Here is a 24,843-nt window from a genome sequence, read left to right on the forward strand (position 1 = left end):
CGGTTCTTTAAAGCATCGCCCGAAGCTAGCGATCATGCGTCCTTCTTGGGTACCGCAACGCGCAGCGCCAGTTCGCGAAGCTGCTGCGGGCTTGCTTCCGAAGGGGCGTTCATCAACAGGTCGTAGGCCTGCTGGTTCATCGGGAACATGGTGATCTCACGCAGGTTCTTGGCGCCCACCAGCAGCATGACGACGCGGTCGACGCCAGCGGCCATGCCGCCATGCGGCGGCGCGCCATACTGGAAGGCGCGGTAGAGGCCACCAAAGCGCTCCTCGACCGTGGCGCGGTCGAGCCCGACCGTCTCGAAAGCCTTGACCATGGTCTCGGGCAGATGGTTGCGAATGCCTCCGCTGGCGATCTCGAACCCGTTGCAGACCATATCGTACTGGAAGGCCTTGATGCCGAGCAGGTCCTCGCCGTTCAGCGCATCGATGCCGCCCTGAGGCATCGAGAACGGGTTGTGGGCGAAGTCGATCTTCTTCTCCTCCTCGTTCCATTCGAAGAAGGGGAAGTCGACGATCCAGCACAGTTCGAAGCGCTCGCGGTCGACAAGGTTCAGTTCCTCGCCAGCGCGCGTGCGCGCCGCACCCGCAAACGAGACGAACTTCTTCGGGTCGCCGGCGACGAAGAAAGCGGCGTCGCCATCGGCAAGGCCGAGCTGTTGGCGGATCGCCTCGGTGCGCTCCTCGCCGATGTTCTTGGCGAGCGGGCCGGCACCTTCGAGCTTGTCGCCCTCCTTACGCCAGAAGATATAACCCAGTCCCGGCTGGCCCTCGCCTTGCGCCCAGGCGTTCATGCGGTCGCAGAAGGCGCGGCTGCCGCCGGTCTTTGCCGGAATGCCCCAGACCTCGGCCTTCGGGTCGTTGGCGAGGATATTGGCGAACACCTTGAAGCCGGAATCGCGGAAGTGATCGGAGACGGCCTGCATCTCGATCGGATTGCGCAGGTCGGGCTTGTCGGAGCCGTATTTGCGCATGGCGACATCATAGGGAATGCGCTGGAATTTCTGCGTCACCGGCTTGCCGTTGGCGAAGGTCTCGAACACGCCCCGCATCACCGGTTCCATGGTCGACAGCACGTCGTCCTGCTCGACGAAACTCATTTCAAGGTCGAGCTGGTAGAATTCGCCGGGCAGGCGGTCGGCGCGCGGATCCTCGTCGCGGAAGCAGGGCGCAATCTGGAAATAGCGGTCGAAGCCCGACACCATGATCAGCTGCTTATACTGCTGCGGCGCCTGCGGCAGCGCGTAGAACGTGCCGGGGTGGATGCGCGACGGCACCAGGAAGTCGCGCGCGCCTTCCGGCGACGAAGCGGTGAGGATCGGCGTCGAGAATTCGGTGAAGCCGACCTCGTCCATGCGCTTGCGCATCTCGGCGATGATCTTGGTCCGCGCCACGATGTTCTTGTGCAACGTGTCGCGGCGCAGGTCGAGGAAGCGATACTTCAGGCGGATATCCTCGGGATAATCAGGCTCGCCGAACACCGGCAGCGGCAACTCCTTGGCCGCCGACAGCACCTCGATCTCGCGGGCGAAAATCTCGATCTCGCCGGTCGGCAGGTTGGCGTTCGTGGTCTCTGGCAAGCGAGCCTTGACCTCGCCGTCGACGCGGATAACCCATTCGCCGCGCACGGTCTCGGCGACCTTGAAGGCCGGCGAATCCGGATCGGCGACGATCTGGGTCAGGCCATAATGGTCGCGCAGGTCGATGAAGAGCAGGCCACCATGATCGCGTACGCGATGCACCCAGCCCGACAGGCGAACGGTTGAGCCGACGTCGCTCTTTCTCAACTGGGCACAGGTATGGCTGCGGTAACGGTGCATTGTCATTGGTAAAGTCCGGGGTGTTGGGTTGCAGGCCGAAGCATCAAGCCCGGCCTCAAAATTTGCGCGAAAAGCGCATGGGAGGCCGGATTTGTCAAGGCGAGCGAGGCTGGCGGCGGAGGGTCTTGCCGGGAATTGCCGCTGGCATTGGCCAAGGTGATGGTCCAATAAGGATCACCGACACGTGATCACCCCTTCATGTCCTCCATCCGCCCGCTGCTCCCGCTCCTTCTCGCTGCCGGCATCCTGCTCGGCGGCAATGGGCTGCAGAGCACGCTGATCGCACTGCGCGGCGCGCAGGAAGGGTTTTCCGCCTCGGCCATCGGCCTGATGGGCACCTTTTACTTCGCCGGCTTCCTGCTCGGCTGCCTGGCCATCACCCGCATCATGAAGGCGGTTGGCCATATCAGGGCGTTTTCAGCGCTGGCGGCCATCGCCTCGGTCGGCACCTTGCTGCTGGTGCTGGTCCTCGATCCGGTGATGTGGTGCGCGGTGCGCTTTATCGGCGGCTTCTGTTTCGCCGGGCTGTTCACCATCGTCGAAAGCTGGCTGAATTCCGGCGTCGCCAACAAGGATCGCGCCCGCGTGCTGGCGATCTACCGGATGGTCGACACCGGTTCGGTAACCGGCGCCCAGTTCCTGATTCCCGTTTTCGGCGCCGGCGGCTTCACTATCTTCGCCATCATGTCGATCATGATCACGCTCTCGCTGGTGCCGGTCTCGCTCGGCGACCGCTCCAACCCGACCCCGCCCGAGGAGGTCAAGCTCGACCTGGCGCGCGTCTGGCGGATTTCGCCGCTCGGTTGCTTCGGCTGCATCGCCGTCGGCGTCACCAACAGCGCCTTTCGCACCCTGTCGCCGGTCTATGCCGAGCAGATCGGCATGTCGGTGGCCGATGTCGTCACCTTCGTCAGCGTCGGCATCTTCGGCGGCGCCATCATCCAGTATCCGCTCGGCTACCTCTCCGACCGCTGGGACCGGCGCCGGGTGCTGTTGATAACGACCTGCTGCGCGATGCTGGCGGCACTGGCACTGGTGTTCATCGCCGGCAGCAATCCGACGCTCAATTTCGTCATCATCTTCATCTTCGGCTGTTTCGCCATGCCGCTTTATTCGTTGTCGGCGGCGCATTCCAACGACCGCGCCGACACCGGCGAGTTCGTGCTGATCAACGCGGCGCTGATGCTGTTCTACTCCTTCGGCGCCATTGGCGGGCCGTTCGCCGCCTCGACGGCGATGCAGTATTTCGGGCCGAGCGCGCTGTTCGTGTTCAGCGCCCTGGTCTACGCGATCTTCATCGCCGTCATTCTCTACCGGATGCAGGCCCGGTCCGGCGTTCCTGCGGGCAAGCGCGGCCGCTTCACCGCGCTTTTGCGCACCTCGACGGTTTTCGCGCGACTGGCCAGAAGAAACAGCGACCCGGACGGTCCGGTGGGGTCGTAACGACGGTGCCGGCGCTTGACGAAAGCCTTGCCGGCTGAAATTGAAGAAGACCCTACTCTTTGCCAAAAGCGATTTGATGCACGTCATCACCACCCAGAAAGAACTCGAGACCGTTCTCGCCGCTTTCGAAAAGTCGGATTTCGTCACCGTCGACACCGAATTCATTCGCGAAACGACCTTTTGGCCGATCCTGTGCCTGATCCAGATGGCAGCACCTGGCGTAACGGCGCTGATCGACCCGCTGTCGCCAGACATCGACCTCACGCCGTTCTTCAAGCTGATGGCCAACGAGGCGGTGGTCAAAGTCTTCCATGCCGCGCGGCAGGACATCGAAATCATCGTCCACCTTGGCGACCTCGTCCCGCATCCGGTGTTCGACACGCAAGTGGCGGCGATGGTCTGCGGCTTCGGCGACAGTGTTTCCTACGACCAGCTCGTGCAGCGGATCACCGGCGCGCGGCTTGACAAGTCGTCGCGCTTCACCGACTGGCGCCACCGGCCGCTTTCCGACAAGCAGCTCGACTATGCGCTGGCCGACGTCACCCATCTGATCGAGGTTTATCAGCACCTCAGCGCCGAGTTGGCGCGGGAAAACCGTGCCCACTGGCTGAACGAGGAAATGGATGTCCTCACCTCGCGCGAGACCTACGATCCGCACCCCGAGGATGCCTGGAAGCGGCTGAAGATGCGGCTGCGCAAGCCACAGGAACTGGCGATCGTGCAAACCGTGGCCGCATGGCGCGAGCGCGAGGCGCGCGAACGCGATGTGCCGCGCGGCCGCGTGCTCAAGGACGACGCCATCTACGAGGTGGCGCAGCAGGCGCCGCGCGACGCGGCAGCCCTTGGCAAGCTGCGCACGACACCGAAGGGCTGGGAGCGCTCCTCGACGGCAACGGCACTGCTTGGCGCGGTCAACACCGCCCTTGCCTTGCCCAAGGAACAGATGCCGAAACTGCCAAAGAACTTCCAGCCGCCCGAGGGCTCGAGCGCGGCGGCGGAACTCTTGAAAGTCCTGCTCCGGATCGTCGCCGAAAAGGAGGGCGTGGCCTCGAAGGTGCTCGCCTCCAGCGACGACATCGACCGCATCGCGGCCGAAGGAGAAGCCGCCGACGTACCGGCCCTGCAGGGCTGGCGGCGCGCCGTATTCGGCGAGGCGGCGCTCAAGCTGGTGCGCGGCGAGATCGGCATCAAGTTCGACAACCGCAAGATCGCGGTGTTCGACCTTTAGGTTCGCGAAGCGACCCTCCCACAAGGGGAAGGGTAACTGCTCACACGGCCCCGAGCAGGTGAAGCGCGAACCATATCCACCCCAGCAAGAGGATCACCGCCCCGACGAAGAAAGACCGGCTGCGCAGGCGCAGATTGTTGCTGGTCAGGTGAACCCAGGCATGGAAATAGCGGGACGCGATAAAGATCCACATCAGGGCCAGGGTCAGATAGTTGACGCCGTTGGTCAGGTGCAGTGCCAGGCACAGCACGTAGAAAAGCACCGGCAGTTCGAACTGGTTGATCAAATTGTTGGCAACGGTGACGCTGGATGACGGTTCGGTCGAGCGCACCTTGTACTGACCGACCTTGGCCTCGCCCGACTTGACGGCGAAATACCTGCGCTGGCCCATGACGCAATAGACAATGTAGATCAGCAGTACATGCGCCAGGATAGGCCAGAAGATCGTGGTCTGGTTCATGGAACCTCCTGCCCTGATGCCGGATCAGGTCAATGTTGTTTCTGTGCCACCAGCCAGAAAACGGCGATGACGATGACCGGGATGGCGAGAAGCGCGAATTTGGTGACGATGAGCGCCGAGGCGAAAGACAGCGAATCCGGGTTGGCCGACAGGAAATCCGACAGAAGGCTGGCCACCGCGATGTTCTGGGCATAGTCGGCAAGCGTGTAGGGCAGCACCAGCACCAGCGCGAAAATCGACTGTATCTGCCCCGGCAGCATACGGAAATTCTCCAGGCGCCGGCCAGTGGCCAGGATCAGGCTGACCAGCGTCATCGACAACAGGGCCGGGAACAGGAGATCGAAGGTCAGATAGTGCCAGACGAGAATGATCTCGCCACCGCGCCGGCCGAGCGACGTCAGCCAGGCCATGCCTTCGTCCGGCGTGAAACCGAAAAAGCGTGTGTCGAGTGACGGCAAGCCGCCGCTCAACTGGCGGAAGTAGAGGAACTCCAGCGCCGTCATGGCGATGAAAATCGCCGCCGACAGGAAACAGAGCGCGGCCGCGTGGCGTGGCAGCCGCAGGATCGTCGCTGTCAGGCCTCGCCCGAACCCGTACGGATCAGACTCCGCCGGGATAGTTCGGGCTTTCGCGGGTAATCGTGACGTCATGGGCGTGGCTTTCACGAAGTCCGGCGTTGGATATGCGCACAAAGGTGGCGCGTTCGCGGAAATCGGCAAGATCGCGGCCACCGACATAACCCATAGCGGCTTTCAGCCCGCCCGCAAGCTGGTGCAGCACTCCAGACACAGGTCCTTTGTAAGGAACCTGCCCTTCGATGCCTTCCGGGACCAGTTTCAGCGTGTCGCGCACCTCGGCCTGGAAGTAGCGATCGGCGGAACCGCGCGCCATGGCGCCGACCGAACCCATGCCGCGGTATGCCTTGAAGGAGCGGCCCTGATGCAGATAGACCTCGCCCGGGCTTTCGTCGGTTCCAGCCAGCAGCGAGCCGATCATGGCGGCGCTGGCGCCGGCGGCGAGCGCCTTGGCGAGGTCGCCGGAATATTTGATGCCGCCATCGGCGATCACCGAGACACCCGATTTGTGCGCGGTTTCCACCGCCGACATGATCGCCGAAAGCTGCGGCACGCCGACCCCGGCAACGATGCGGGTGGTGCAGATGGAGCCCGGTCCGATGCCGACCTTGACGGCGTCGGCGCCGGCGTCGATCAGCGCCTGCGTGCCTTCCGCGGTGGCGACATTGCCGGCCAGGATGCGAACCGAGTTGGAGAGTTTCTTGGCCCGCGTCACCGCGTCCAGCACGCGCTGCGAGTGGCCATGCGCGGTGTCGATGACCAGAAGATCGACACCGGCCTCGATCAGGCGCTCGGCGCGCTCATAACCGTCGTCGCCGACGCTGGTGGCGGCGGCGGCGCGCAGGCGGCCCTGCGCGTCCTTGCTGGCGTGCGGGTTGAGCTGCGACTTCTCGATGTCCTTGACGGTGATCAGCCCGACGCAATTGCCCTGCTTGTCGACAACGACCAGCTTCTCGATGCGATGCTGGTGCAGCAGCCGCTTGGCCTCGTCCTGGTCGACATTCTCCTTGACCGTGATCAGGTTCTCACGGGTCATCAGTTCGTAGACCTTCTGTGCCGGATCGGACGCAAAACGCACGTCGCGGTTGGTCAGGATGCCGACCAGCCGGCCGATCTTCTGGCCGCCGGTGCCGCCATTCTCGACCACCGGAATGCCTGAAATCGAGTAGGTGCGCATCAGCGAAAGCGCGTCGGCAAGGGTGGCGTCGGGGCCGATGGTGACCGGATTGATCACCATGCCGGATTCGAATTTCTTGACCTGGCGCACCTGCTCGGCCTGCTCGGCCGGCGTGAAATTGCGGTGGATGACGCCGATGCCGCCGGCCTGCGCCATGGCGATGGCGAGGCGCGCCTCGGTGACAGTGTCCATCGCCGCCGACAGGATCGGCACATTGAGGTCGATGTCGCCGGCGATGCGGGTGCGCACATCGGTCTCGCCGGGCATGACCTCGGAATGACCGGGCTGCAGCAGCACGTCGTCAAAGGTCAGCGCCAGTGCGCCGGTGGACGTTTCGATGATTTTTGCCATGGCCAGCCCTCGGAATACAAAAAAGCGCTGGACCGGAATGGACAGCGCCGACTCGTTTCTTCCCTTTCAGGATTGGCGCTGGCTGGTACCACGTCCCACCGCCGATGAAAAGCCGATGATTTCACGCTCCCGGAAAGGTGACTTGTTGCCGAAAGGACGCCACCTGTGGTTGCCGGTCGCACAAAAGTGACAGCAAATTAATGCGACATCCGGGTCCAGCCGTGATACCCGCCCCTCGTACCGGTTTGCCCCCAGCCGGAAAGAGACTCTGAAACGGGCACGCTCGTGAATCGCACCATCCCGCTCATCCTGGCGGTCGCACTTTTCATGGAAAACATGGATTCGACCGTGATTGCCACGTCGCTGCCGGCGATTGCCATCGACATCCACACCAGCCCGATCGCGCTCAAGCTGGCGTTGACGGCCTATCTCGTGTCGCTGGCGATCTTCATTCCGATCAGCGGCTGGATGGCTGACCGTTTTGGCGCCAAGAATGTCTTTCGCGCCGCGATCGCGGTCTTCATCGTCGGCTCGATCGCCTGCGCGCTTTCCGGTTCGCTGCCGGCTTTCGTGGTTTCGCGTTTCCTGCAAGGCATCGGCGGCGCCATGATGACACCGGTCGGGCGGCTGGTGCTGGTTCGGGCGACGCCGAAAAGCGAACTGGTCGCGGCGATGTCTTGGCTGACCGTTCCGGCGCTGGTCGGGCCGTTGGTCGGTCCGCCCGTCGGCGGCTTCATCACCACCTATTTCACCTGGCACTGGATCTTCCTGATCAATGTGCCGATCGGCCTGATCGGCATCTGGCTGGCGACGCGTTTCCTGCCGGAGACCGAACCGGCGGAGACGCCGCCGCTCGACTTCATCGGTTTCGTGCTGAGCGGGCTGGCGGCATCCGGCGTGGTGTTCGGCCTGTCGGTGGTCAGCCTGCCTGCCCTGCCGCCGATCGCCGGGTTCATCACCGTGGCGGTCGGGCTGCTGTCGGGCGTGCTCTACCTATTGCACGCCCGCCGCGCCAAAAATCCCCTGCTGGCACTCGAGCTGTTCCGCAACCAGGTGTTCCGCTCCTCGGTGCTTGGCGGCTCGCTGTTCCGCATCGGCATCGGCGCCGTGCCGTTCCTGTTGCCGCTGATGTTCCAGATCGGCTTCGGGCTGACGCCTTTCCAGTCCGGCATGATCACCTTCGTCTCGGCGATCGGCGCCATCGGCGTGAAATTCGTCACCGCACTGATCTTCCGCGGCGCCGGGTTCCGCCGCGTGCTGGTCGTCGGCTCGCTGGTCGCCGCGGCATCGATCGCCGTCAACGGCCTGTTCACCCCCGACACGCCTTATCTGCTGATGCTGGCCATGCTCCTGGTTGGCGGCTTCATCCGCTCGATGTTCTTCACCGGCGTCAACGCACTTGCCTATGCCGAGGTTTCGGCGGCCGACACCAGCAAGGCGACGCCGATTGCCGCCGTCTTCCAGCAACTGTCGATCGCGCTTGGCGTTGCGGTGGCCGGCGGCATCCTGGAAGTGTCGACGAGCATCCATGACAGGTCGCTGACGCTGGCGGATTTCCACACCGCCTTTTTCATCGTCGCGGCGATTTCCGCCGCAGCCTCGCTATCCTTCATCCGGCTGGCACCCGATGCTGGCAATGCCGTTTCCGGCCATGGCCGGCTGACGACGCCTAAAACGCTGGAAACGGTAAGCCCGCCCGGCAACTGATCCGGCAGACTCAGGCTTGGGGCTCGCCCTGCCCTTCCTTGTCGCTCCGGGCGCTCGAAGCTTTCGAAACGTCCACTGGTCCGCCTGACGGCGGCTCCCGCCCCTTGAAGTCCTTTGCCAGCAGATAAAGCTCGACCGATTCGTCGCGCGAGGCCGGTGGCTTGACGTGGTGCACCGAGCGGAAATTCTTCTTCAGCATCGAGAGCAGCTCGTTTTCGGCGCCGCCCTGGAAGGTCTTGGCGAGGAAATGCCCTCCCGGCTTCAGGACCGACAGCGCGAAATCGGCCGCCACCTCGCACAGATGCATGGTGCGGATGTGGTCGGTCCGCTTGTGGCCGGTGGTGGGTGACGCCATGTCGGACAGCACGATATCCGGATCGCCACCCAGCGCCTCGGCCAGCTTCTGCGGCGCCAGCGGGTCGAGGAAATCCATCAACAGCACGGGGGCGCCGGGCACCGCGTCCATTTCCAGATAGTCGATACCAACGACGTGTGGGTTGTCGGCCGTCGATTTCGTGCGCGCGGCGGCGACCTGGCACCAGCCGCCCGGTGCGGCGCCCAGATCGATCACCTTCATACCGGGCTTCAGGAGATGGTGCTTGTCGTCGATCTCGATCAGCTTGTAGGCCGCGCGCGAGCGATAGCCGTCAGCCTTCGAACGCTGGACATAGGGATCGTTGATGTGGCGCTGCAGCCAGCGGCGCGACGATTCCTTCAGGCCGCTCTTCTTCTTGATCCGCGTCTTCAGCACGCGAATGTTGGCCGATCCTGGTTTTTCCGGTTTCTTGGTCATTGCCTGATTTCTTGCCCGAGCATGATCTCTGGACAAACGGAACCGTTTGTCCGCGAAAACCGGTCGCCACTTTTCGCTGACGCGGTTCTGCGGTTCGGGATCATGATTTCTGGTCTGAGGTTTCTCGCCCGCCGAGTTGTGGCTGGGTTTCGGCGGCTGCGCGTTTCGTGAACGGCTTCCTCCACTCCGTCGCTGCTTCGCAGCGCCTCCTCTCCCCCTCCGGAGGGAGAGGAGGGGAGCCAGCCGGCATATGCTCGCGCCTTTCCTCTCCCCCGTCGATCGGGGGAGAGGTGTCGAGCGAAGCTCGACGGAGTGGGGGTCGACTATTCATGCTCTGCCACGCCCATCGTTGCGCCAGACGCCATCATCGGCCATCAGCTCGCTCAGTATGCCTTCGCGCAGGCCACGGTCGGCGACGCGCAGCCGCTCCGACGGCCACACGGCGCGGATCGCTTCGAGGATCGCGCAGCCGGCCAGCACCAGATCGGCACGATCGGCACCGATGCAAGGGTTGGCGCAGCGCTGTTGGAAATCCCAGCCGACCAGTCTTTCGACCATGCGATCGACACTGTCGCGGTCCATCCACAGCCCGTCGACACGACGGCGGTCGTAGCGTTCGAGGTCAAGGTGAACGCCAGCCAGCGTCGTCACCGTGCCCGACGTGCCAAGCAGATGGAAGTTCGGGCTTGCCTTGAGATGGCTCAGCCGGTCGCGGCCATCGAAGCTGGCCAGCCGGCCGGCGACGTCGTCGACCATGGCAGCGAAGATCTCGCGCGTCACCGTGCGGCCGCCGAAACGCTCGGCCAGCGAAACCACGCCGACCGGCAGCGACGTCCACGACACGATGTGGTTGGCGAGCCGCGGCGAGCGGCGGCCGCTGAGATCGATCAGCGCGATTTCGGACGAGCCGCCGCCAATGTCGAACAGCACGACGCCTTGCGTGTCGCGCTCGACCAGCGAGCCGCAGCCGGACACCGCCAGCCGCGCTTCGGTCTGGCGGTCGATGATCTCGAGTTTCAGGCCGGCCTCGCGCTCGACGCGATCGAGGAACTCGACCCCGTTTTCCGCCGTGCGGCAGGCTTCGGTGGCGATCAGCCGGGCCTTGCGGATCTTGCGGTTGCGCAGTTTGTCGCCGCAGATCTTCAACGCCTCGACGGCGCGGTCCATCGCCGGCTGGCCGAGCCGGCCATTGGCGGTCAGCCCCTCGCCCAGCCGGACGATGCGTGAAAAGGCGTCGATGACGCGGAACTGGCCATGACGCGTCGGCACGGCAACCAGCAGCCGGCAATTGTTGGTGCCGAGGTCGAGCGCCGCGAACACCGGGAGCTCCTGCATCGGCGGCCGACGGGTGCCCTGTTCGGAACGTACCGGCGCGGCTGCGGGCGAGGCCACCGCCTCCGCCGGTCTGCGCGCTTCATTGGCCGGGGCAACGGTTTTGCCGGGCGCCGGCGACCCGATCTCCGTGGGCCGCGCCTCGTCGCGCGCGAAAACCTTGCGCCCGCGCCTTCGCTTGCGCCGTTTCTTAGGCTTGCCCTTGTTGGCCGCGTCGCCCGCCTGCCCGTCGGCGGAGCGGGCCTCCGTCGGGCGGCGCTGCTGCCAACTGGCGGTCCCCGAGCCAACCGGCCCTGGGGAAGCGCTGGACGCGCCCACCTCCGGCGCGCCGGCGCCGGTGTCGCGGTCTTCCACTTGTCGTTCCTTCCGGCGCCGCGCGAACCGATGATGGACGCTGCGGGCGCTTCAGTGTTTTAAGTTGCCGTCAGACTAACAGTGCCGCGCCCGATCACCAAGAGCCGCATGCTGAATTTTGCCGGCTGGGCGCACGAACCGCCTTTCCGGCCACGCCGCGCAATGTATCCGCAAGCCAGGATTGCTGGCGCAACGCCTGCCGGCGCCTCCCGTTCGACCGCTCTCGACAACGACAAATCCTGGTTGTGGCCGGCGCGACAAGCGTTCGCGGTTGAATAGCCGGCTTCAATGAGGCATTCCTGAAATGGAAGAATCCGGACCAGCCGGCCTCCCGACAGAAAAGGAAGCGGATCCGCAACGCATGGCAATCAGGCAATGAACTGGAGACGCTATTTCTGGCCGGTCGTCGGCCTCGCGGCGGTGATTTTCTCGCTGCTGCTGCTCTGGCACGAACTGCGCGGCATCTCGCTCGACGACGTCTGGGGCGGTATATCGGCGATACCGACCCGCGGCTGGATCCTCGCCGCGCTGAGTTCGGTCGTCGCCTATGCCTCGCTCGCCGGCTACGACCACATCGCGCTCCTGCATATCGGCAGACGAGTTTCGTGGCTGTTCGTCACCCTGTGCTCATTCACCACCTATGCGCTGTCGCACAATATCGGCGGCTCGGTGTTTTCCGGCGCCGTCATCCGCTACCGCGCCTACGGCACCAGGGGTCTGACCGGCCAGGATGTCGGCATTCTGGTGGCGATCTGCTGGATCACCTTCGTGCTGTCGACGCTGCTCGCCTCCGGCCTTGTGCTTGTCTTCGAGCCGCAGATACTCGACCGGTTTTCCGGCATCGCCCATCACGGCCTGTCGCGGGGGGCGGGCGTCGTCATGCTGCTGCTGGTCGCCGCCTATATCTTCGGCAGCTGGCTGCATCTGCGGCCGCTGAAGATTGCCAGCTTCCAGTTGCACTATCCGGCGCTGCCGATCGTCGCCCGGCAGTTGCTGATCGGCCCGATCGAACTGCTGGCGGCCGCCGCGATCATCTTCTTTGCCCTGCCCGAGGCCCACAATCCCGGCTATTTCGTCGTGCTGGGCGTCTTCCTCGTCTCGTTCTCGATCGCGCAGATCTCGCACGCGCCGGGCGGGCTCGGCGTGTTCGAGGTGGTGTTCCTCGCCGGGCTTTCCGACATGGACCCGGTCGGCGTGCTGGCGGCGCTGCTGGTGTTCCGGCTGTTCTACCTGATCATCCCGCTGATTCTAGGCCTGGGCGTGGTGCTGTATTTCGAACGCTCGCAATTCAGCCGCAGCGAGAGCTGAGGCGGGACAGGCACGAGGCTCAGCGCGACCTTTGAAACGCAGTGCCTGAAACCCGCCGACAAAACCTGCCGATTGAACTGCGCAGCAGGCTTGACTATTTTCCACTGGCGGCTACAAGGCAGCGCTCACAGCGGCTTGCCCGCTCGGCTCGCGCGGTTCATGACCGCGCCTGCTGGGGAATAGGTTAACGGTAGACCCACGGACTCTGACTCCGTTAGTCCTGGTTCGAATCCAGGTTCCCCAGCCAAACTGGACTCCCTGTCGACAAAGCTATCTGCCGTGCACCCATTGCTGCGCCGGCTGCGACCGTTTCCGCAAGTAGATCAAACGGTTGCCTGAAGACCGGATGAACCTCGCCTTGATCCCATTGGCAGTTCGACAGCACGAGATTCAAGAGCCGCTTTTTCTCGTGCGCAGGCTGTTTCGCAAACAGTCGGCTGGCGTTGCGTGCCAGCTCCAACAGCCGGATGCCGTCCTCCATGTACGATTCCTCGGCGCTACCATGACGCTCTATCTCGCGAAGCAGCCGTGTCTGTTCGGTCCGCCACTGTGCTGACATCCGATCGTAGAAGGCGTTGTCGATGCGGCCATCGAGCTTGTCGAGATACATGGCATGCAGCCAATCCTCGAGCCGCTTGTACTCGACCTGGCATCGACGGATCGCCTGTTCATGCTCGCGGCGCTCGTCGGCATGGCTGGTCAAGAGGGCTGCCTTTACCCATTCCAGTATCTCGTCGTCGAAATGCAACCGGTCGAGCAGGTTGGCGAATGCCTGATCGAGCACTTCCTCGCGGACATATTTGCGGCGACAATCTGCGTATCCGCCCCGACCTTTGTTGGCGTGCCCCGTACAGTGATAGTAGACGTATTTGCCTTTCTTGATCTCCGCGACTACGGCGCAGCCGCATTCGGTGCAGTTCATCAGGCCGGTGAAGGCAAACTCGTTTCCTATCGGATGGGTCGGTACCGCGTTGCGGCCCGTCAGGATGCCTTGAACCCGCTCCCATAGTTCGATCGACACGAGAGGTTCGTGCTTGCCCTGGTGCAATTTTCCGTTCCACTGGAACAGCCCGGTATAGAGGCGGTTGCGCAGGATCATATGCACGGTGCTGACTGGAACCGGATTGCCGCTCTTGGGATAGATCAACCCATCGCCATGGGCTGCCTTAGCCAAGGCCTTGAGCGAATACTGGCCGGTTGCGTAGCGCTCAAACAGTTGTGTTACGACTGGAGCGAGTTCAGGATGCGGCTCAATAACCTTTCTGCCATCCTTCCCAGTGGTGTTGACATAGCCCAGCGGAGCCTTTGTCGGCCATATGCCCTGCTCCGCCTTCTCCATCTGCCCCTTGCGGGCTTCTTCCGACAGGTTGTCGATATAGTTCTTGGCCATCAAGACCTTGATGCCGTGCATGAACTTTTCAGATGAGCGTGAGTCTCGCGACAGCGTCACACCTTCTTTCGCAAGGTGGATTTCCACATCCAGCTCATCGAGAGTCACCCAATCCTTCAGGTTGCGATAGAGCCGGTCGGTCTTCTCGACCAGCACGCTTCGAACGCCAGGATGCTTTCGCAGATATTTGACCATTTCCGTGAAGTTGGTACGGCCAGTGGTCTTGGCCGTCTCGACGTCGATAAACTCCTGCACGATGTCGAACCGCTGTTGCTGGGCATAGTCGCGCAGTAACTTGCATTGCGCCGGGATGGAGAAGCCTTCCTTCTCCTGCTCCTTGGAGGACACGCGCGCGTAAAGCAGCGCCTTTACAAGGCCAGCCGGCTTGGCAGTCCGGACAAGTCGTTGGTTCATCTGGGTCGCCCCCTCGTTCATGGCACGGTCGCACCGAAGGCCGTCAGGTGAAGCGCCAACTATTTGCGCCGGTCAATCCGTTCCCATTCGCCGAGGATGCGGAAGAATCCGCCGAGATTGGCAACGATTTCCCGGGCGCTTTCCGTTGACAGGGGTCGTCCCATGCGAGCCTCGAACAAGAGGGCCGTTCGTTCCAGGAATGCTTCGTCCACGGTGCGATGGCATGAAAATAGATCGGTCTCGGCGTTGTGCTCAACACGTTTCGTGACGCGCCGCTTCGCTCTCACCATTTCCGTCGCGACCATATCTGCATCGAGATAGGGTCGCCGAAATCGGCTCAGCGCCAAATAGCCGTATTCTACGCCTGAGTTTCTTTTTCTACTCCCCCTTGATGCCTAGGACAGGCCGCCGCTCCAAATCCAGTCTACCGACCCGCTTTTCTACACCGACCAGGTCAGCTGCTATCTCTTGATAACGCCGACAGTCCGCCTGAATCACGGATCGTTGAGGGCGTTCTGAGGGCAGGCTCCCAGCTATTTCCTTCAGGTCATCAAGGACGGAAGCAATATGTGGCCAAGGAAAGTCTGTCGGGTCGTCGATATCGCGATCTGCGCCTGCGATGATTTCGAGCTTGGCGACGATACCAAGAAGCGACCGCGCCCGTATGTGGGGTAGCTTGTCCTGAATCTTCAAGGCCACAGTGGTGGCCTCGACCTCCGCTTGGCAGGCGATCAAATAGGCGACCTGCTTCTCCATCGCTTCCGCGCGTCTAGCGTCGAGATAACGCCTCTCTAAACGCTGTTGAAGACGGCAAAGGATCTGAGAAACATGCTGCGCCCGCAACCAATCCCGCCACAGTAGAACTGGAGGGTCTGAATCTGGCAACCGTTTCGGCGTCGGATTCCTGCCATTCGTGACGAGAGGCATAGTCGTGCTATGGTCGGAATCAGCCATGATCCGAGCTCCGCAAAGCGTGGGCGTGGTTAGACTGTTGGAAGCGGGAACCACTTCCGACGGCCGTTTCATAAAACAAGCATATTTGCACTTTTTGTGCAACAGGGCATTTGAACAATGAAGGTAAGTGCGGCCCAAGTTCGCGCGGCCCGTGGGCTTCTCGACATTTCTCAACAGGAATTGGCGGATTTATCCAAGGTAAGTTTGAGGACGATCGTGCAGTTCGAACGTGGTTCGAAACCAGCATCTGAATCGATCCTGCAAGTGCTGAAGCTATCTCTCGAAGCAGCCGGAATAGAGTTTATTCCAGAGAATGGCGGTGGCCCTGGTGTGCGTTTGTCGCGCGGTACCGCAAACACTTAGCCGAAGGCGGCACTTGCGGGCGGCATTACGGATGAGCTGTTTCCCAATCAATGTCGGCAGTGCGCCTCAACTCGGACGTAGAGGCCAATTTTGCTGTTGCCCAAAAGCAGCCATCTAACGCGACCACCTGTAGGTCGCTTCTCCGTCAGGGACTATCCCGACAAGTGGGTAGCATTGTCGGCAGGGGCCCTTCGTCCGACTTTAAGGTCGGTACTCAAGGGGTGTCATGCAACGATCAGAGCGCCAATGTGCCCAAGCACAGCCAGGCGTGTCAGGGGTGGTCGGAATGCTGTTGATTCAGCAGGGTCGACAAGGCCGTGATGATCTGAGGCAGGAAAAAGGGCTTGGCAATCATCACGCTTTCCGGAACACCCTCGGCGCCCCAGTGGATGGCGCTATCGCCACTCATGTAGATCACGGTATTGTCGGGTTGGCCTGGCGCAGATGCCGTGCAACGTCCCAGCCGGATTTGCCCGTCCCCAAGCGTATGTCGGTGACGATGCCCTTGAACTTGCCCGGCTCGGCGTCGAAGGCCGCGATGGCCTGAGCCGCATTGTGAGCCGCCACGACTTCGAAGCCAGCTTCTTCCAAGGCCGACTCGACGTCGAGCAGGATGAGCAGCTCATCCTCCACGACCAGAACCGCGCCATTACTCATCTGGACGCTCCCCTCGGAATTGCCACGCCACGATCCAGGCAAGTTCATACTACGGTTTCGACCCCGTTTTAGTTCCATCTAATAAATTCAACTGGATGTGAGGCCCGACCTAAGTCTTGAAACGATGAGTCAGACGATCCGCGCCTAGAGCTTCGGACGCGTTTCAATCGGCGACAGCATCCGGCGGATCTGTTCGACAATAGTGCCGTCATTATAGGGCTTGGGAAAAAAGTGACTTCCTTCAGGTAGGCGGCTCTGTTCGACGATCGACCTGCCGGAAGCGACGATCAATTTGACCGGCGGCCATCGGTTTCGGATGTGGTGAGCCAATTTGATACCATCCATGGTGCCGGGCATGCCGACGTCGGTGAACACCAGAACGATGTCGGTTCGCGCCTCCAGCAGCCGAATTGCGTCGTCGGCATTAGTGGCTTCCAGCGCCTCGTAACCGGCATGAACGACGAGGTCGATCGCGCCCATTCTGATGACGGCGTTGTCTTCGACAATCAGAATGACGGCCTTGCGGTTTGTGTTGATTTCTGCGGCCTGCGCGGGACCGACGTTCGCCTTGGGCAACGGTTGCCCTCGGTCAGCAGCTTTTGGACTGGTCATCCGGCTATGCTGCCGCCGGCACGTCGTCGCTGACAGCAGCAATGTGAGCGACCGATACAATGGTTCCGGGCTTTCCGTCGGCTACGCTGATGTCACTTTGCAGGTTCCTGGCAAGCGCCTCTATGATACCGGTGCCAAGCCCGGCCTTTGCGGCGTCGTCGCCGGTTGGAATGCCAATGCCGTCATCCCGAACCGAAAGGGTCCAGTCCTGTCCGTCCGAACGGTAGTCGACCGAAATCCTGCCGGACCGCTCCTCCGGAAATGCGTGCTTCAGAGCGTTGATCACCAGTTCGGTCACGATAAGGCCCAAACTTATCGAAATGTCCGATTTCACAACACTATCGTCGACAGTGACAACGATAGAGAGCCGCTCCCTGTCGGAGATCATTGAGGCACCAAGGCTTTGACAAAGCTGGGTGAAGTAGGTCCGTAGCGAAACACTTTCAGCGCCGGACCGGGCGAGGTGCCGCTGCACGGCTGCGATCGACATCACCCTGTTGTGGGCGTCGGTCAGATGGCCGCGTGCCTCATCGGACTGGACCCTGCGGGCGCTCTGCATCAGCACACTCGCGATGATCTGCAAGCTGTTGGCGACCCGGTGTTGCACCTCCTGCATCAGGATTGCCTTGTCCCGGATAAGATCGTCTTTTTGCCGGGCATCGGCGCGAGCATCGGTGACGTCGGTGACAGCCACCAGGAGCCGGATACGAGAATGGTCGCCGTCGTCAAGCACGCGGGCGTTCACCACCAACTGCCGGATCTTCTGGCCCGGCCGCTTGAGGTCGATCTCGTAGGCCTCGATGTTAGCGCTGCCCGAGGCGGTCGCCTTGAGCAATGAATTCAGCTTCGGCATATCCCATTCGCCCGCGCCGAGTTCCGACAGCAATTTGCCGGCAACCGCGGCGGGATCGATCTGAAAGGTCCGGCAAAACGACGCGCTGACAACAATAACCCGGAGATCATCAGTCAGGAACAAGAGCGGCTCGTTCGATGAAACGACCACTGCAAGAGTGCTCGCCGCTTCCAGGGGGGCTGTTGAAACGGATGCCATGACATTGGCCCTCAAGGGCCGAAAGCTCGCGAAGCGAGCCATCACTCGGCAGGAACGTCGACCGAATTCATGCTCGGCCGAAAAACATGACCCACCCTATCACATTGTAGGTCGTTAGCTATGGAATTCGGTCGTGCCTCACTCCGCGGGATTGGACGCGCTATGACGGCAAGACGCTCGTTCATTTGTCCTCAGGACGCTCGGCCCCTGGATCGGCCATTAAGGTGCATGATCTAGTTGCGATCGTCTTCGGAAACCAGAAGCTGCATTCAGCTTTTGACCCGCAGCTGCCGGGCCGCAATGCGCCTCAAGCCGGACGCTCAGGCAAACTATGCCTTCGGCTAAAAGCGGACGCTTCGCTGGGGGCAGCTGGGACGGCAGCGACGCACACCTAGTCCGTCGTCCGGTTTACGAAACTGGATCCGAAGCGGTCTTTCATGTGACTACCGGCTGATCGTGGACGCGGCGAAAGTTGGGAACTTCCGTCCCATTTCGACCGCCGCTAGGCGCAGGGGCCCCTAGGCGCGTTCGCCGTTGAGGTTGCTAAGGGAGCGGATCGCGCGTCGTCAATTTTTCATCGGGCATTTTTCTTATGCTATTGACGGTGCCACTGGACAGGCAAGTCCATCATCTGCAAACAAGCGCGAGACGACGAGTTATACCATCGCCTGCGCCATTTGCCGCGCATAAGAAGGATCATATTGATCAGAATGATCAGGGTTGAAACAGGCCATTTTCTTCGAGCTGCTCTTGAGATCGGCAATAGCGGTGAAAACGACACATTTACGATCTCGATGCGGCTTTTGTTAAGGACAGGGCAAGCGATCTCGCGTCTCTCTGTATGGCTTTGTTTCAAGGCGTCGAAAAGGGCGCTTTTGGGAAATCGATCATTTTCATGAACGGGCTCGCGATCGGGTCGGAGCGTTTACTCGTTCCTTCCGGGCCGCATGGTTTCCGCATTACCACCAAGATCCATCCCTTCTGGAACCTCTATCTAAATGGCCTTGGTCTGGCGATCGCGGAGGCGAATGAAGGATACCGAAGCGATCGCGCGCATTCCTATCGGCTCGCGGCGCACGGGCCGGCCTTTTTCGACCGAACCAAATCCTGGCGCGAGTACAAGCTTGCGACGTTGAACGAGCCCGGTCTAGGAGTTGAGCGGGCGGTTGTCATCCAGACCGATGTCTCAAGCTTCTACGAGCATGTCTACCACCATCGGCTCGAAAACGTCATCAAGGACTTGGCGCCAGGATCGACCTTGGCGATGCAAATCGATCGCATCTTGAGCAAGCTCACGGCAGGCCGTTCGTTCGGCCTGCCAGTCGGCGGCCAGTGCGCACGCATCCTCGCGGAAGTGATGATGACCCCCATCGACCGCTCTTTGAGCGACGCCGGGCTCGTATGGCACCGCTATGTCGACGACTACACCTTGATCTGCCGTTCGCAGCAGGAAGCCTACATGGCATTGTCAACGCTGTCGCATGCTTTGGCGGACTATGGCCTCTCGCTAAATCGCAGCAAGACAACCATCTTGAGCGCCAAGCACTACAGGGATTTCGTATCGGCGCAGTTGGGAGAGGGCGAGGATTCGGGCCTCGCGCTGCGAGAGCTCGATCTTCATTTCGATCCCTACTCTGACAATGCGAGCGCCGAATATGAGAAGCTCAAACAGTCGTTCGAAAAAATCGATATCTCATTTCTGCTCGATCTCGAACGAGAGAAATCGCAGCCCGATGCCTTTGTGCTTGCGCAGATCGGCCGCGCTCTCAAATTCCAGGAGCCGGCTGTGGCGGTTCAACTGTGCGCCACGCTCCTAGATCCGAATAATCTGGACTCGTTCCGCGCCTCTTGGTCGAAAATCATGCGAGGCGTGTACGCTGTCCGCTCAAACGACCTATTTGCAACAATATTCGTCGCCCTCGATGCTCTCCTCGATCGCATACCGTCCGCTAGCGCCCATCTACTGGTTCCTGAAGCCAATATGCTGCACTTCTTGAGAGCAATCCGATTCACCAGAACCGACATCCGTGGTGCGTTCGTGCGGCAGACCTACGATATGGCGACATCCGCTTCTGTCCGACGCGCCTGTATAGATTGCTGGAGACAGTGGGCGGATCGGTCGAACTTCACACGCCTGCGAAACCAATGGCCGAATCTGGGCGCCGGCGAGCAACGAATGCTCTGGGTGGCGGCAGGCGCGTTCGGCGACGAGGGCATGAAGACGAGGGACCAACTGCGAGGTTCCCTAGGACAGGCTTGGCAACTTGGTATCGAGGCCGGCGCACCGGGTAGCTTTGCTGCTTGTTACGAAGACTGGGTCAGAAATGCCTTTTAATCGTCTTCCGGCCCGGGACCCAAGGACCGTCGCGCGCGACATTCCCGGTGTTCTGGACGTTCTGTTCCCACGACTGACCGGCGGCCTCGTCAACGCCTTGAACGCGACCATGTTTTCCTTCCCCGGTATCAGCCCAATCCCAAACGCGATCATCGAAAAAAGCCGCCTGCAAAAGGCGATGATGTTCGAATTGTCGATGGCGCGCGCCGAAAGCCACCTGCGGGGAGGCGAGGTGGCGTCATGGGACACTTGCCTAGCAATCGCATCAAAACGGCAGCAACGCCATTTCGACGCGCGGATCCCGGAGGGGCTCGAGCCGGTCGACATCCTGGTCGCCGATCATGCCGCTCGCAATCTGGTGGCAATGCTGAACAGCGTACGGGCACAGCGATCTTCCGCCGTTTTGGAACATGCGCCTCTTATACCCGGCTTGGGCTGGATAGCGTCCGGAAACGGGGATTTTGCGATTGGCTCGACGCTCATCGAGGTCAAACATACGGAGCGCAATTTCGGCGCGAGCGATTTTCGTCAAGTTCTAATGTATTGGCTCCTGCGCTATGCGCGGATCGTCGAGAACGATGGCGATATGTGGTCAGACGTTCTGCTCCTGAACCCGAGACGCAACGCAGCGCTGCTCGTCAATTACGATCATCTTCTGCGGTCCGCATCCGCCTCTTCGAACCGCGTCGAGCTGCTCGAACTGCTGCGCTCTGCCGTTGGGCAGGAATTCGATCGACGCTGACGGCAAGCGAACGGTCAGCTCTGCTACAAGCGACGCCGAAAGCGGAAGGTTGGCTAACGGCCCATTCCCAGTCATTGAACTTGCCTCAGAGAGGAGTGTTCAACGTTGACAGCAACCTGCGACTTCACCGCCACTGGTCGATGTTTTTTCGTGATGCGCTGGTGTGCCATGAGGCTGGATCAGCGACCCACCGATTGATGTCGGACTCCCTCCATCCCGCACCGGTCAAGCTGATCTTGATTTGGGCCGGGAACGTGCCTTCGGCGATCTTGCGATAGATGGTTGAACGGGACAGGCCAGTCCTGGCAAGGACGGTTTTGAGGCGTATAATTCGATCCGGCTCGGGCATAGTTTCCCTGCACCCTACTGGTGGTTGCTGATTTCTGCTAAGACAGACAGGACGAACCCATGCCGGAGGCAATCAGGTTTGTCGCCTCAGCCGCGTGCAGCGTGAAAACGGCGGCAAATCGGCATGCCTTAGCTAGATCCCTATGCCCCGACCCTTGCCGATGCCATGGCTGAAGGCGAGTTCCGCGCCAAGGCGCCGGCCGGAATCGCTATGGATTCCAAGCTCGCGTTTGCGGTTTGCCAGTAGGGATTCAAGTTGAGGGTCACGTTCGAGGCTCTTGGCCATATCGGACATGGCCGAACGCGTTGACTTGTAGCCGGACATGTCGCCGGCCTGATATTGCTCCCGTCCCATACGGTCGAGCTTTTGCCAGCGCTCCACGAAACGGTCGGCGCGGCGGCCGGGATCGATTTCCATCCCTGTGCGGATTTCCGTCTCAAGCTGGAGAGCCAGCACGACGCGGCTGACGCGGCCGGCCCCCGCCTCGCGGACAAGTTGGGGATTTTTCACATAAGCCGCTTCGGCATCGCGCCAACCATGAGGCCGAACCTTCTCAAAAGCGTTGCGCGCATCTCTCAATTCGCCCATCTGCTCGGGAGTCCCCTGCCCGTCCGCATTTCCGGTACTGAGCATCGCGTCGAGCGCTCGCGCGTGACGCACAAGCGCCTTCGTGCGAGCGCTGCGCAACGCTGCTTCCGCGTCCACCGGCATATCCGTGTCGTGCGGCACGCCCCTGGCGGAAGGTTTCCTTTCCGGCGTGGAGCCAGACTCTCCGATTTGCGCCCCAACATTTTCCCTTGCCGGCCGCCCACCTTCCTGGCCGGACCCGGCGTCTCCGGGCGAGCGCAACCCGTCGAGCAGCCCACCGATCCTGTCGCGCAACTTCTCCGGAACGACCCGGCGCACGATCTCGACGACGCGCTGGCGGAACGTGATGCCGCGCCGCTCGGCATAGCTCTGCGCCGTGTCGATCTGCTCGTAATCCGACGCCATGTCCTTGGCGCGGTCCCGTGACATCGCGCGGACGAGCCGTTCGCGGGTCGCGAAGTCATCGCTGCCGTAATGCAGGTCCATCCCGTCGCGATGCCGCGACAAGGCAACGTAGCTGCCATGCGCATCTATGCCTGGCGTCGCCAGCACATGCGTACGATCGACCGTCATGCCCTGGGCCTTGTGAGTGGTGGCGGCATAGCCGTGATCGATGTGGGCATAGTCTTTCAGGTCAAAGCGCACAGACCGACCATCGTCGGTTCGAACCGTCATGCTCTGTGTGCTGACCTCTTCGGTCATACCGAGCGTGCCATTCTTGACGCCAAGCGACCGCTCGTTGCGCAAGAACATGACGCGATCGCCGCTGGCGAAGGCCCTTGCACCGCGTTCCACATCCACGCGAACATCGCCGCCGAGATCGCCGGCAGCGCGCATGCGCTCGCGCGCTGCCTGGTTAAGCGCGCGCACCTCGTCGTTTGTGTGGGTGAGGATTATCCGGCTTGCCTCTCGATGCGCCTGTCTGTCGCGATCCCAGCGCTCGACGAGTTCATCTCGCGCTTCCTCGCGCGTTGCAGCCTGATGCACCATGCCTTGCGCGTCGTAGGCGCTGATCGCGGCTCCGATCCTGCCGCTTGCCAGATCGCGCGTTGCGTCACGCTGCCAGTCCTCGCGCTGCCGGCGCACCTGGCCGATTTCGACGCCGCCATGACGCTCGTGGATAGAGCGGAATGCAGCGCCGGCTTCGATTGCCTGCAGCTGCTGCGGATCGCCGACGAGGACGACTTTCGCGCCGACGTCCGCCGCATGGGAAAGCACGCGCTCCAACTGGCGCGTGCCGACCATGCCGGCCTCATCGATCACCAGGACATCGCGCGCGGTGAGCAGATCCCTGCCCTGTCCCCAGCTATGCTCCATACTGGCGATGGTGCGTGACGCAATCCCCGATCCGCTCTCGAGATTCTCGGCGGCAATGCCCGAGAGCGCGGCACCTCGAACCTCGTAACCCGCCGCTGCCCATGCCTGGCCCGTAACGCCCAGCATGGCGCTCTTTCCCGTCCCGGCGAAGCCGATGACGACACCAAGACCGCGGCTATTCGTGATGTGATCCAGTGCATCTCTTTGCTCGCCCGAAAGGATAAGCCCGCGTTGCGCAGCCCGCGCCAGTGCTGCCTCGCGATGTACGTCACTCACCGCGTGTCGCTCGTCCAAATCGATACGCTCCGCGGCGCGGTGAAGGCGCTGTTCGGTCTCGATCATCTGGCGGGTGGTGAAACGGTCTTCGCGGCGTCCGTCCTTGCCGAGTTCCACCAGATCGGGTGCATTGCTGATGGCTGCCATGACCGCGTTGAACTGCTCCACTCCATCGCTGTGCCGATGCGCAAACTTCGCAATGTCCTTTCGGGTAAAGGTCGATTGCTGATGGGTGATGGCATCGAGCGCCACGGATGGATCGGCAATGATGCGCGCACCATTGTTGCGCGCGATCTCGCGATGCAGTTCGGCGCGATCTGCTTCACTGTCGCCAGCAGCAAGGCCACTGCCTTCGATGCGTTGCGCCGGTGCACCAATCTGGGTTTGCGGCTCCAGGGCAATGCCTTGCGCTTCCAGACTGCGGTGATCGATGCGGGCGTCGATGTCGAGTTCGGCCAGACGCTCATTGGCCAGCTCCGCCCACCGCTCGCGCCAGCGCTCGACAAGCTGAGTAGCATTCCAGTCGCGGACCTTGGCACCAAAACCGTTCTCGTCCACGGACCGCATGGTCAGCATGACATGGGCATGCGGTTTGGGGCTGCCATCCTCTGCCCTGTCCCAATGCACATTGAGATCGGCGACCATGCCGTTGCTGACGAACTCGACTTGTACAAAGTCGCGCGCCAGTTCGATGCCTTGCGCCTGGCTGAGTTCGCGCGGCAGGGCAAACTCGACCTCGCGGGCAAGCTGCGCATCTTTGCGCACCTCGAAGGCCTCGACATCGTTCCACAGCCGTTCGCGGTCATACCAGGCCTCGGGCGCACCCTCCGGCAGCATCACCTCGGAATGGACGACACCGCGTTTGGCTGAAAAATCATGGCTGCGTTCGACGCGCTCGTCATGCAACCGCGAGGCCGAGCGGTAGGCGGCCGACGCGACAGCGCTTGAGCCTGCCTTGCGGCCAATGACCTTGACGTGAAGATGATAGATCGCCATTGCGACAGGATCATTTGCACGGCAAAGCGCACGTCGGCACGACGTATAAGCGCGCCCTCCCTCGAAAAAATCTCGGGATGGACCAGCCCGTCCCGGGCTGTCTCGGCAACATGGAAGCCTTCCGGCAGGCGCTCCCCTATCATCGCTGCATCGACAATCGATGGAGACAGCCATGCGCAAACATGGGCTAATCGCGGCGCGACTCACGATCTATTCCGTCGGGACGGCGGATGGTGAAGGCGGTTGCT

General features: G+C 61.8%; 23 protein-coding genes and 1 tRNA gene. 9 read left to right on the forward strand and 15 right to left on the reverse strand.

The window, feature by feature from the left end; translation table 11 throughout:
* Positions 1–32: 32 nt before the first annotated feature.
* Positions 33–1,823, reverse strand: a complete 1,791-nt coding sequence (gene aspS, locus AC56QQ_RS21440) for an aspartate--tRNA ligase (RefSeq protein ID WP_497129078.1) — start codon at positions 1,821–1,823, stop codon at positions 33–35.
* Positions 1,824–2,021: 198 nt separating this feature from the next.
* Between aspS and AC56QQ_RS21445 the strand changes: the two genes are divergently transcribed.
* Positions 2,022–3,266: an MFS transporter gene (locus AC56QQ_RS21445; protein ID WP_489860893.1), complete on the forward strand. Its 1,245-nt coding sequence runs from the start codon at positions 2,022–2,024 to the stop codon at positions 3,264–3,266.
* A 76-nt stretch (positions 3,267–3,342) separates the two neighbouring features.
* Entirely contained in the window at positions 3,343–4,494 is a 1,152-nt protein-coding gene (rnd, locus tag AC56QQ_RS21450; protein WP_497123267.1) for a ribonuclease D, read from the forward strand.
* Between the two features lie 40 nt (positions 4,495–4,534).
* Here rnd and AC56QQ_RS21455 read toward each other — a convergent pair whose 3' ends face one another.
* Genes AC56QQ_RS21455 through guaB form a run of 3 tightly spaced genes read right to left on the reverse strand, consistent with a single transcriptional unit; the run spans position 4,535 to position 7,057 of the window.
* Positions 4,535–4,954: an MAPEG family protein gene (locus AC56QQ_RS21455; RefSeq protein WP_497123268.1), complete on the reverse strand. Its 420-nt coding sequence runs from the start codon at positions 4,952–4,954 to the stop codon at positions 4,535–4,537.
* Between the two features lie 29 nt (positions 4,955–4,983).
* A complete protein-coding gene (locus tag AC56QQ_RS21460; RefSeq protein ID WP_497123269.1) occupies positions 4,984–5,604 on the reverse strand; it encodes a hypothetical protein in 621 nt (206 codons plus the stop codon).
* Positions 5,555–7,057: an IMP dehydrogenase gene (gene guaB / locus AC56QQ_RS21465; RefSeq protein ID WP_091577517.1), complete on the reverse strand. Its 1,503-nt coding sequence runs from the start codon at positions 7,055–7,057 to the stop codon at positions 5,555–5,557. Before guaB ends, AC56QQ_RS21460 begins: the two co-directional genes overlap by 50 nt.
* Here guaB and AC56QQ_RS21470 point away from each other — a divergent pair.
* Both AC56QQ_RS21470 and AC56QQ_RS21475 read left to right on the forward strand, forming a co-directional pair.
* Positions 7,044–7,247, forward strand: coding sequence for a hypothetical protein (locus AC56QQ_RS21470; RefSeq protein WP_497123270.1), 204 nt, complete (start codon positions 7,044–7,046; stop codon positions 7,245–7,247). The genes guaB and AC56QQ_RS21470 overlap by 14 nt on opposite strands.
* Before the next feature lie 95 nt (positions 7,248–7,342).
* Positions 7,343–8,764 (forward strand): MFS transporter, encoded by a 1,422-nt coding sequence (locus AC56QQ_RS21475; RefSeq protein ID WP_497123271.1) that lies wholly within the window; start codon positions 7,343–7,345, stop codon positions 8,762–8,764.
* 10 nt (positions 8,765–8,774) lie between these two features.
* On the opposite strand, the gene AC56QQ_RS21480 is transcribed toward AC56QQ_RS21475, so the two are convergent.
* A complete protein-coding gene (locus AC56QQ_RS21480; protein ID WP_497123272.1) occupies positions 8,775–9,557 on the reverse strand; it encodes an RlmE family RNA methyltransferase in 783 nt (260 codons plus the stop codon).
* A 327-nt stretch (positions 9,558–9,884) separates the two neighbouring features.
* Positions 9,885–11,243, reverse strand: a complete 1,359-nt coding sequence (locus AC56QQ_RS21485; RefSeq protein ID WP_497123273.1) for a Ppx/GppA phosphatase family protein — start codon at positions 11,241–11,243, stop codon at positions 9,885–9,887.
* A 375-nt stretch (positions 11,244–11,618) separates the two neighbouring features.
* Here AC56QQ_RS21485 and AC56QQ_RS21490 point away from each other — a divergent pair, with 375 nt between their 5' ends.
* Positions 11,619–12,551, forward strand: coding sequence for a lysylphosphatidylglycerol synthase domain-containing protein (locus AC56QQ_RS21490; protein ID WP_497123274.1), 933 nt, complete (start codon positions 11,619–11,621; stop codon positions 12,549–12,551).
* 173 nt (positions 12,552–12,724) lie between these two features.
* Positions 12,725–12,798, forward strand: a tRNA-Gln gene (locus tag AC56QQ_RS21495).
* Here AC56QQ_RS21495 and AC56QQ_RS21500 read toward each other — a convergent pair.
* The 3 genes from AC56QQ_RS21500 to AC56QQ_RS21510 all read right to left on the reverse strand — a co-directional run bounded on the left by AC56QQ_RS21500 (position 12,766) and on the right by AC56QQ_RS21510 (position 15,309).
* Positions 12,766–14,355, reverse strand: coding sequence for a recombinase family protein (locus AC56QQ_RS21500; RefSeq protein WP_497123275.1), 1,590 nt, complete (start codon positions 14,353–14,355; stop codon positions 12,766–12,768). The two genes, AC56QQ_RS21495 and AC56QQ_RS21500, sit on opposite strands and share 33 nt — an antisense overlap.
* Before the next feature lie 59 nt (positions 14,356–14,414).
* Positions 14,415–14,660: a hypothetical protein gene (locus AC56QQ_RS21505; RefSeq protein ID WP_497123276.1), complete on the reverse strand. Its 246-nt coding sequence runs from the start codon at positions 14,658–14,660 to the stop codon at positions 14,415–14,417.
* A 73-nt stretch (positions 14,661–14,733) separates the two neighbouring features.
* Complete coding sequence (locus AC56QQ_RS21510; protein WP_497123277.1) at positions 14,734–15,309, reverse strand: hypothetical protein; 576 nt, start codon at positions 15,307–15,309, stop codon at positions 14,734–14,736.
* Positions 15,310–15,426: 117 nt separating this feature from the next.
* On the opposite strand from AC56QQ_RS21510, the gene AC56QQ_RS21515 reads away from it, so the two are divergent.
* Positions 15,427–15,672, forward strand: coding sequence for a helix-turn-helix domain-containing protein (locus tag AC56QQ_RS21515; RefSeq protein ID WP_095770966.1), 246 nt, complete (start codon positions 15,427–15,429; stop codon positions 15,670–15,672).
* 271 nt (positions 15,673–15,943) lie between these two features.
* Here the strand turns inward: AC56QQ_RS21515 and AC56QQ_RS21520 are convergent, their stop codons facing one another.
* The 4 genes from AC56QQ_RS21520 to AC56QQ_RS21535 form a co-directional block, all read right to left on the reverse strand.
* A complete protein-coding gene (locus AC56QQ_RS21520; protein ID WP_497123278.1) occupies positions 15,944–16,090 on the reverse strand; it encodes a hypothetical protein in 147 nt (48 codons plus the stop codon).
* Positions 16,087–16,329 (reverse strand): response regulator, encoded by a 243-nt coding sequence (locus AC56QQ_RS21525; RefSeq protein WP_497123279.1) that lies wholly within the window; start codon positions 16,327–16,329, stop codon positions 16,087–16,089. Before AC56QQ_RS21525 ends, AC56QQ_RS21520 begins: the two co-directional genes overlap by 4 nt.
* 144 nt (positions 16,330–16,473) lie before the next feature.
* A complete protein-coding gene (locus AC56QQ_RS21530) occupies positions 16,474–16,809 on the reverse strand; it encodes a response regulator (protein ID WP_497129080.1) in 336 nt (111 codons plus the stop codon).
* Positions 16,810–16,945: 136 nt separating this feature from the next.
* The gene (locus AC56QQ_RS21535) at positions 16,946–17,992 is read right to left on the reverse strand and encodes a sensor histidine kinase (protein ID WP_497123280.1); all 1,047 of its coding nucleotides are present in this window, start codon (positions 17,990–17,992) and stop codon (positions 16,946–16,948) included.
* Between the two features lie 895 nt (positions 17,993–18,887).
* On the opposite strand from AC56QQ_RS21535, the gene AC56QQ_RS21540 reads away from it, so the two are divergent.
* Both AC56QQ_RS21540 and AC56QQ_RS21545 read left to right on the forward strand, forming a co-directional pair.
* Entirely contained in the window at positions 18,888–20,327 is a 1,440-nt protein-coding gene (locus AC56QQ_RS21540; protein WP_497123281.1) for an RNA-directed DNA polymerase, read from the forward strand.
* Positions 20,317–21,069, forward strand: a complete 753-nt coding sequence (locus AC56QQ_RS21545; RefSeq protein WP_497123282.1) for a hypothetical protein — start codon at positions 20,317–20,319, stop codon at positions 21,067–21,069. Before AC56QQ_RS21540 ends, AC56QQ_RS21545 begins: the two co-directional genes overlap by 11 nt.
* A 124-nt stretch (positions 21,070–21,193) precedes the next feature.
* Here the strand turns inward: AC56QQ_RS21545 and AC56QQ_RS21550 are convergent, their stop codons facing one another.
* Positions 21,194–21,418 carry a helix-turn-helix transcriptional regulator gene (locus tag AC56QQ_RS21550; RefSeq protein WP_497123283.1) on the reverse strand — a complete coding sequence of 75 codons (225 nt, stop codon included), beginning with the start codon at positions 21,416–21,418 and terminating at the stop codon, positions 21,194–21,196.
* A 132-nt stretch (positions 21,419–21,550) separates the two neighbouring features.
* Positions 21,551–24,595 (reverse strand): Ti-type conjugative transfer relaxase TraA, encoded by a 3,045-nt coding sequence (gene traA, locus AC56QQ_RS21555; RefSeq protein WP_497123284.1) that lies wholly within the window; start codon positions 24,593–24,595, stop codon positions 21,551–21,553.
* Between the last annotated feature and the right edge of the window lie 248 nt (positions 24,596–24,843).

The sequence above is a fragment of the Mesorhizobium sp. RCAM 05099 genome (assembly GCF_059683685.1).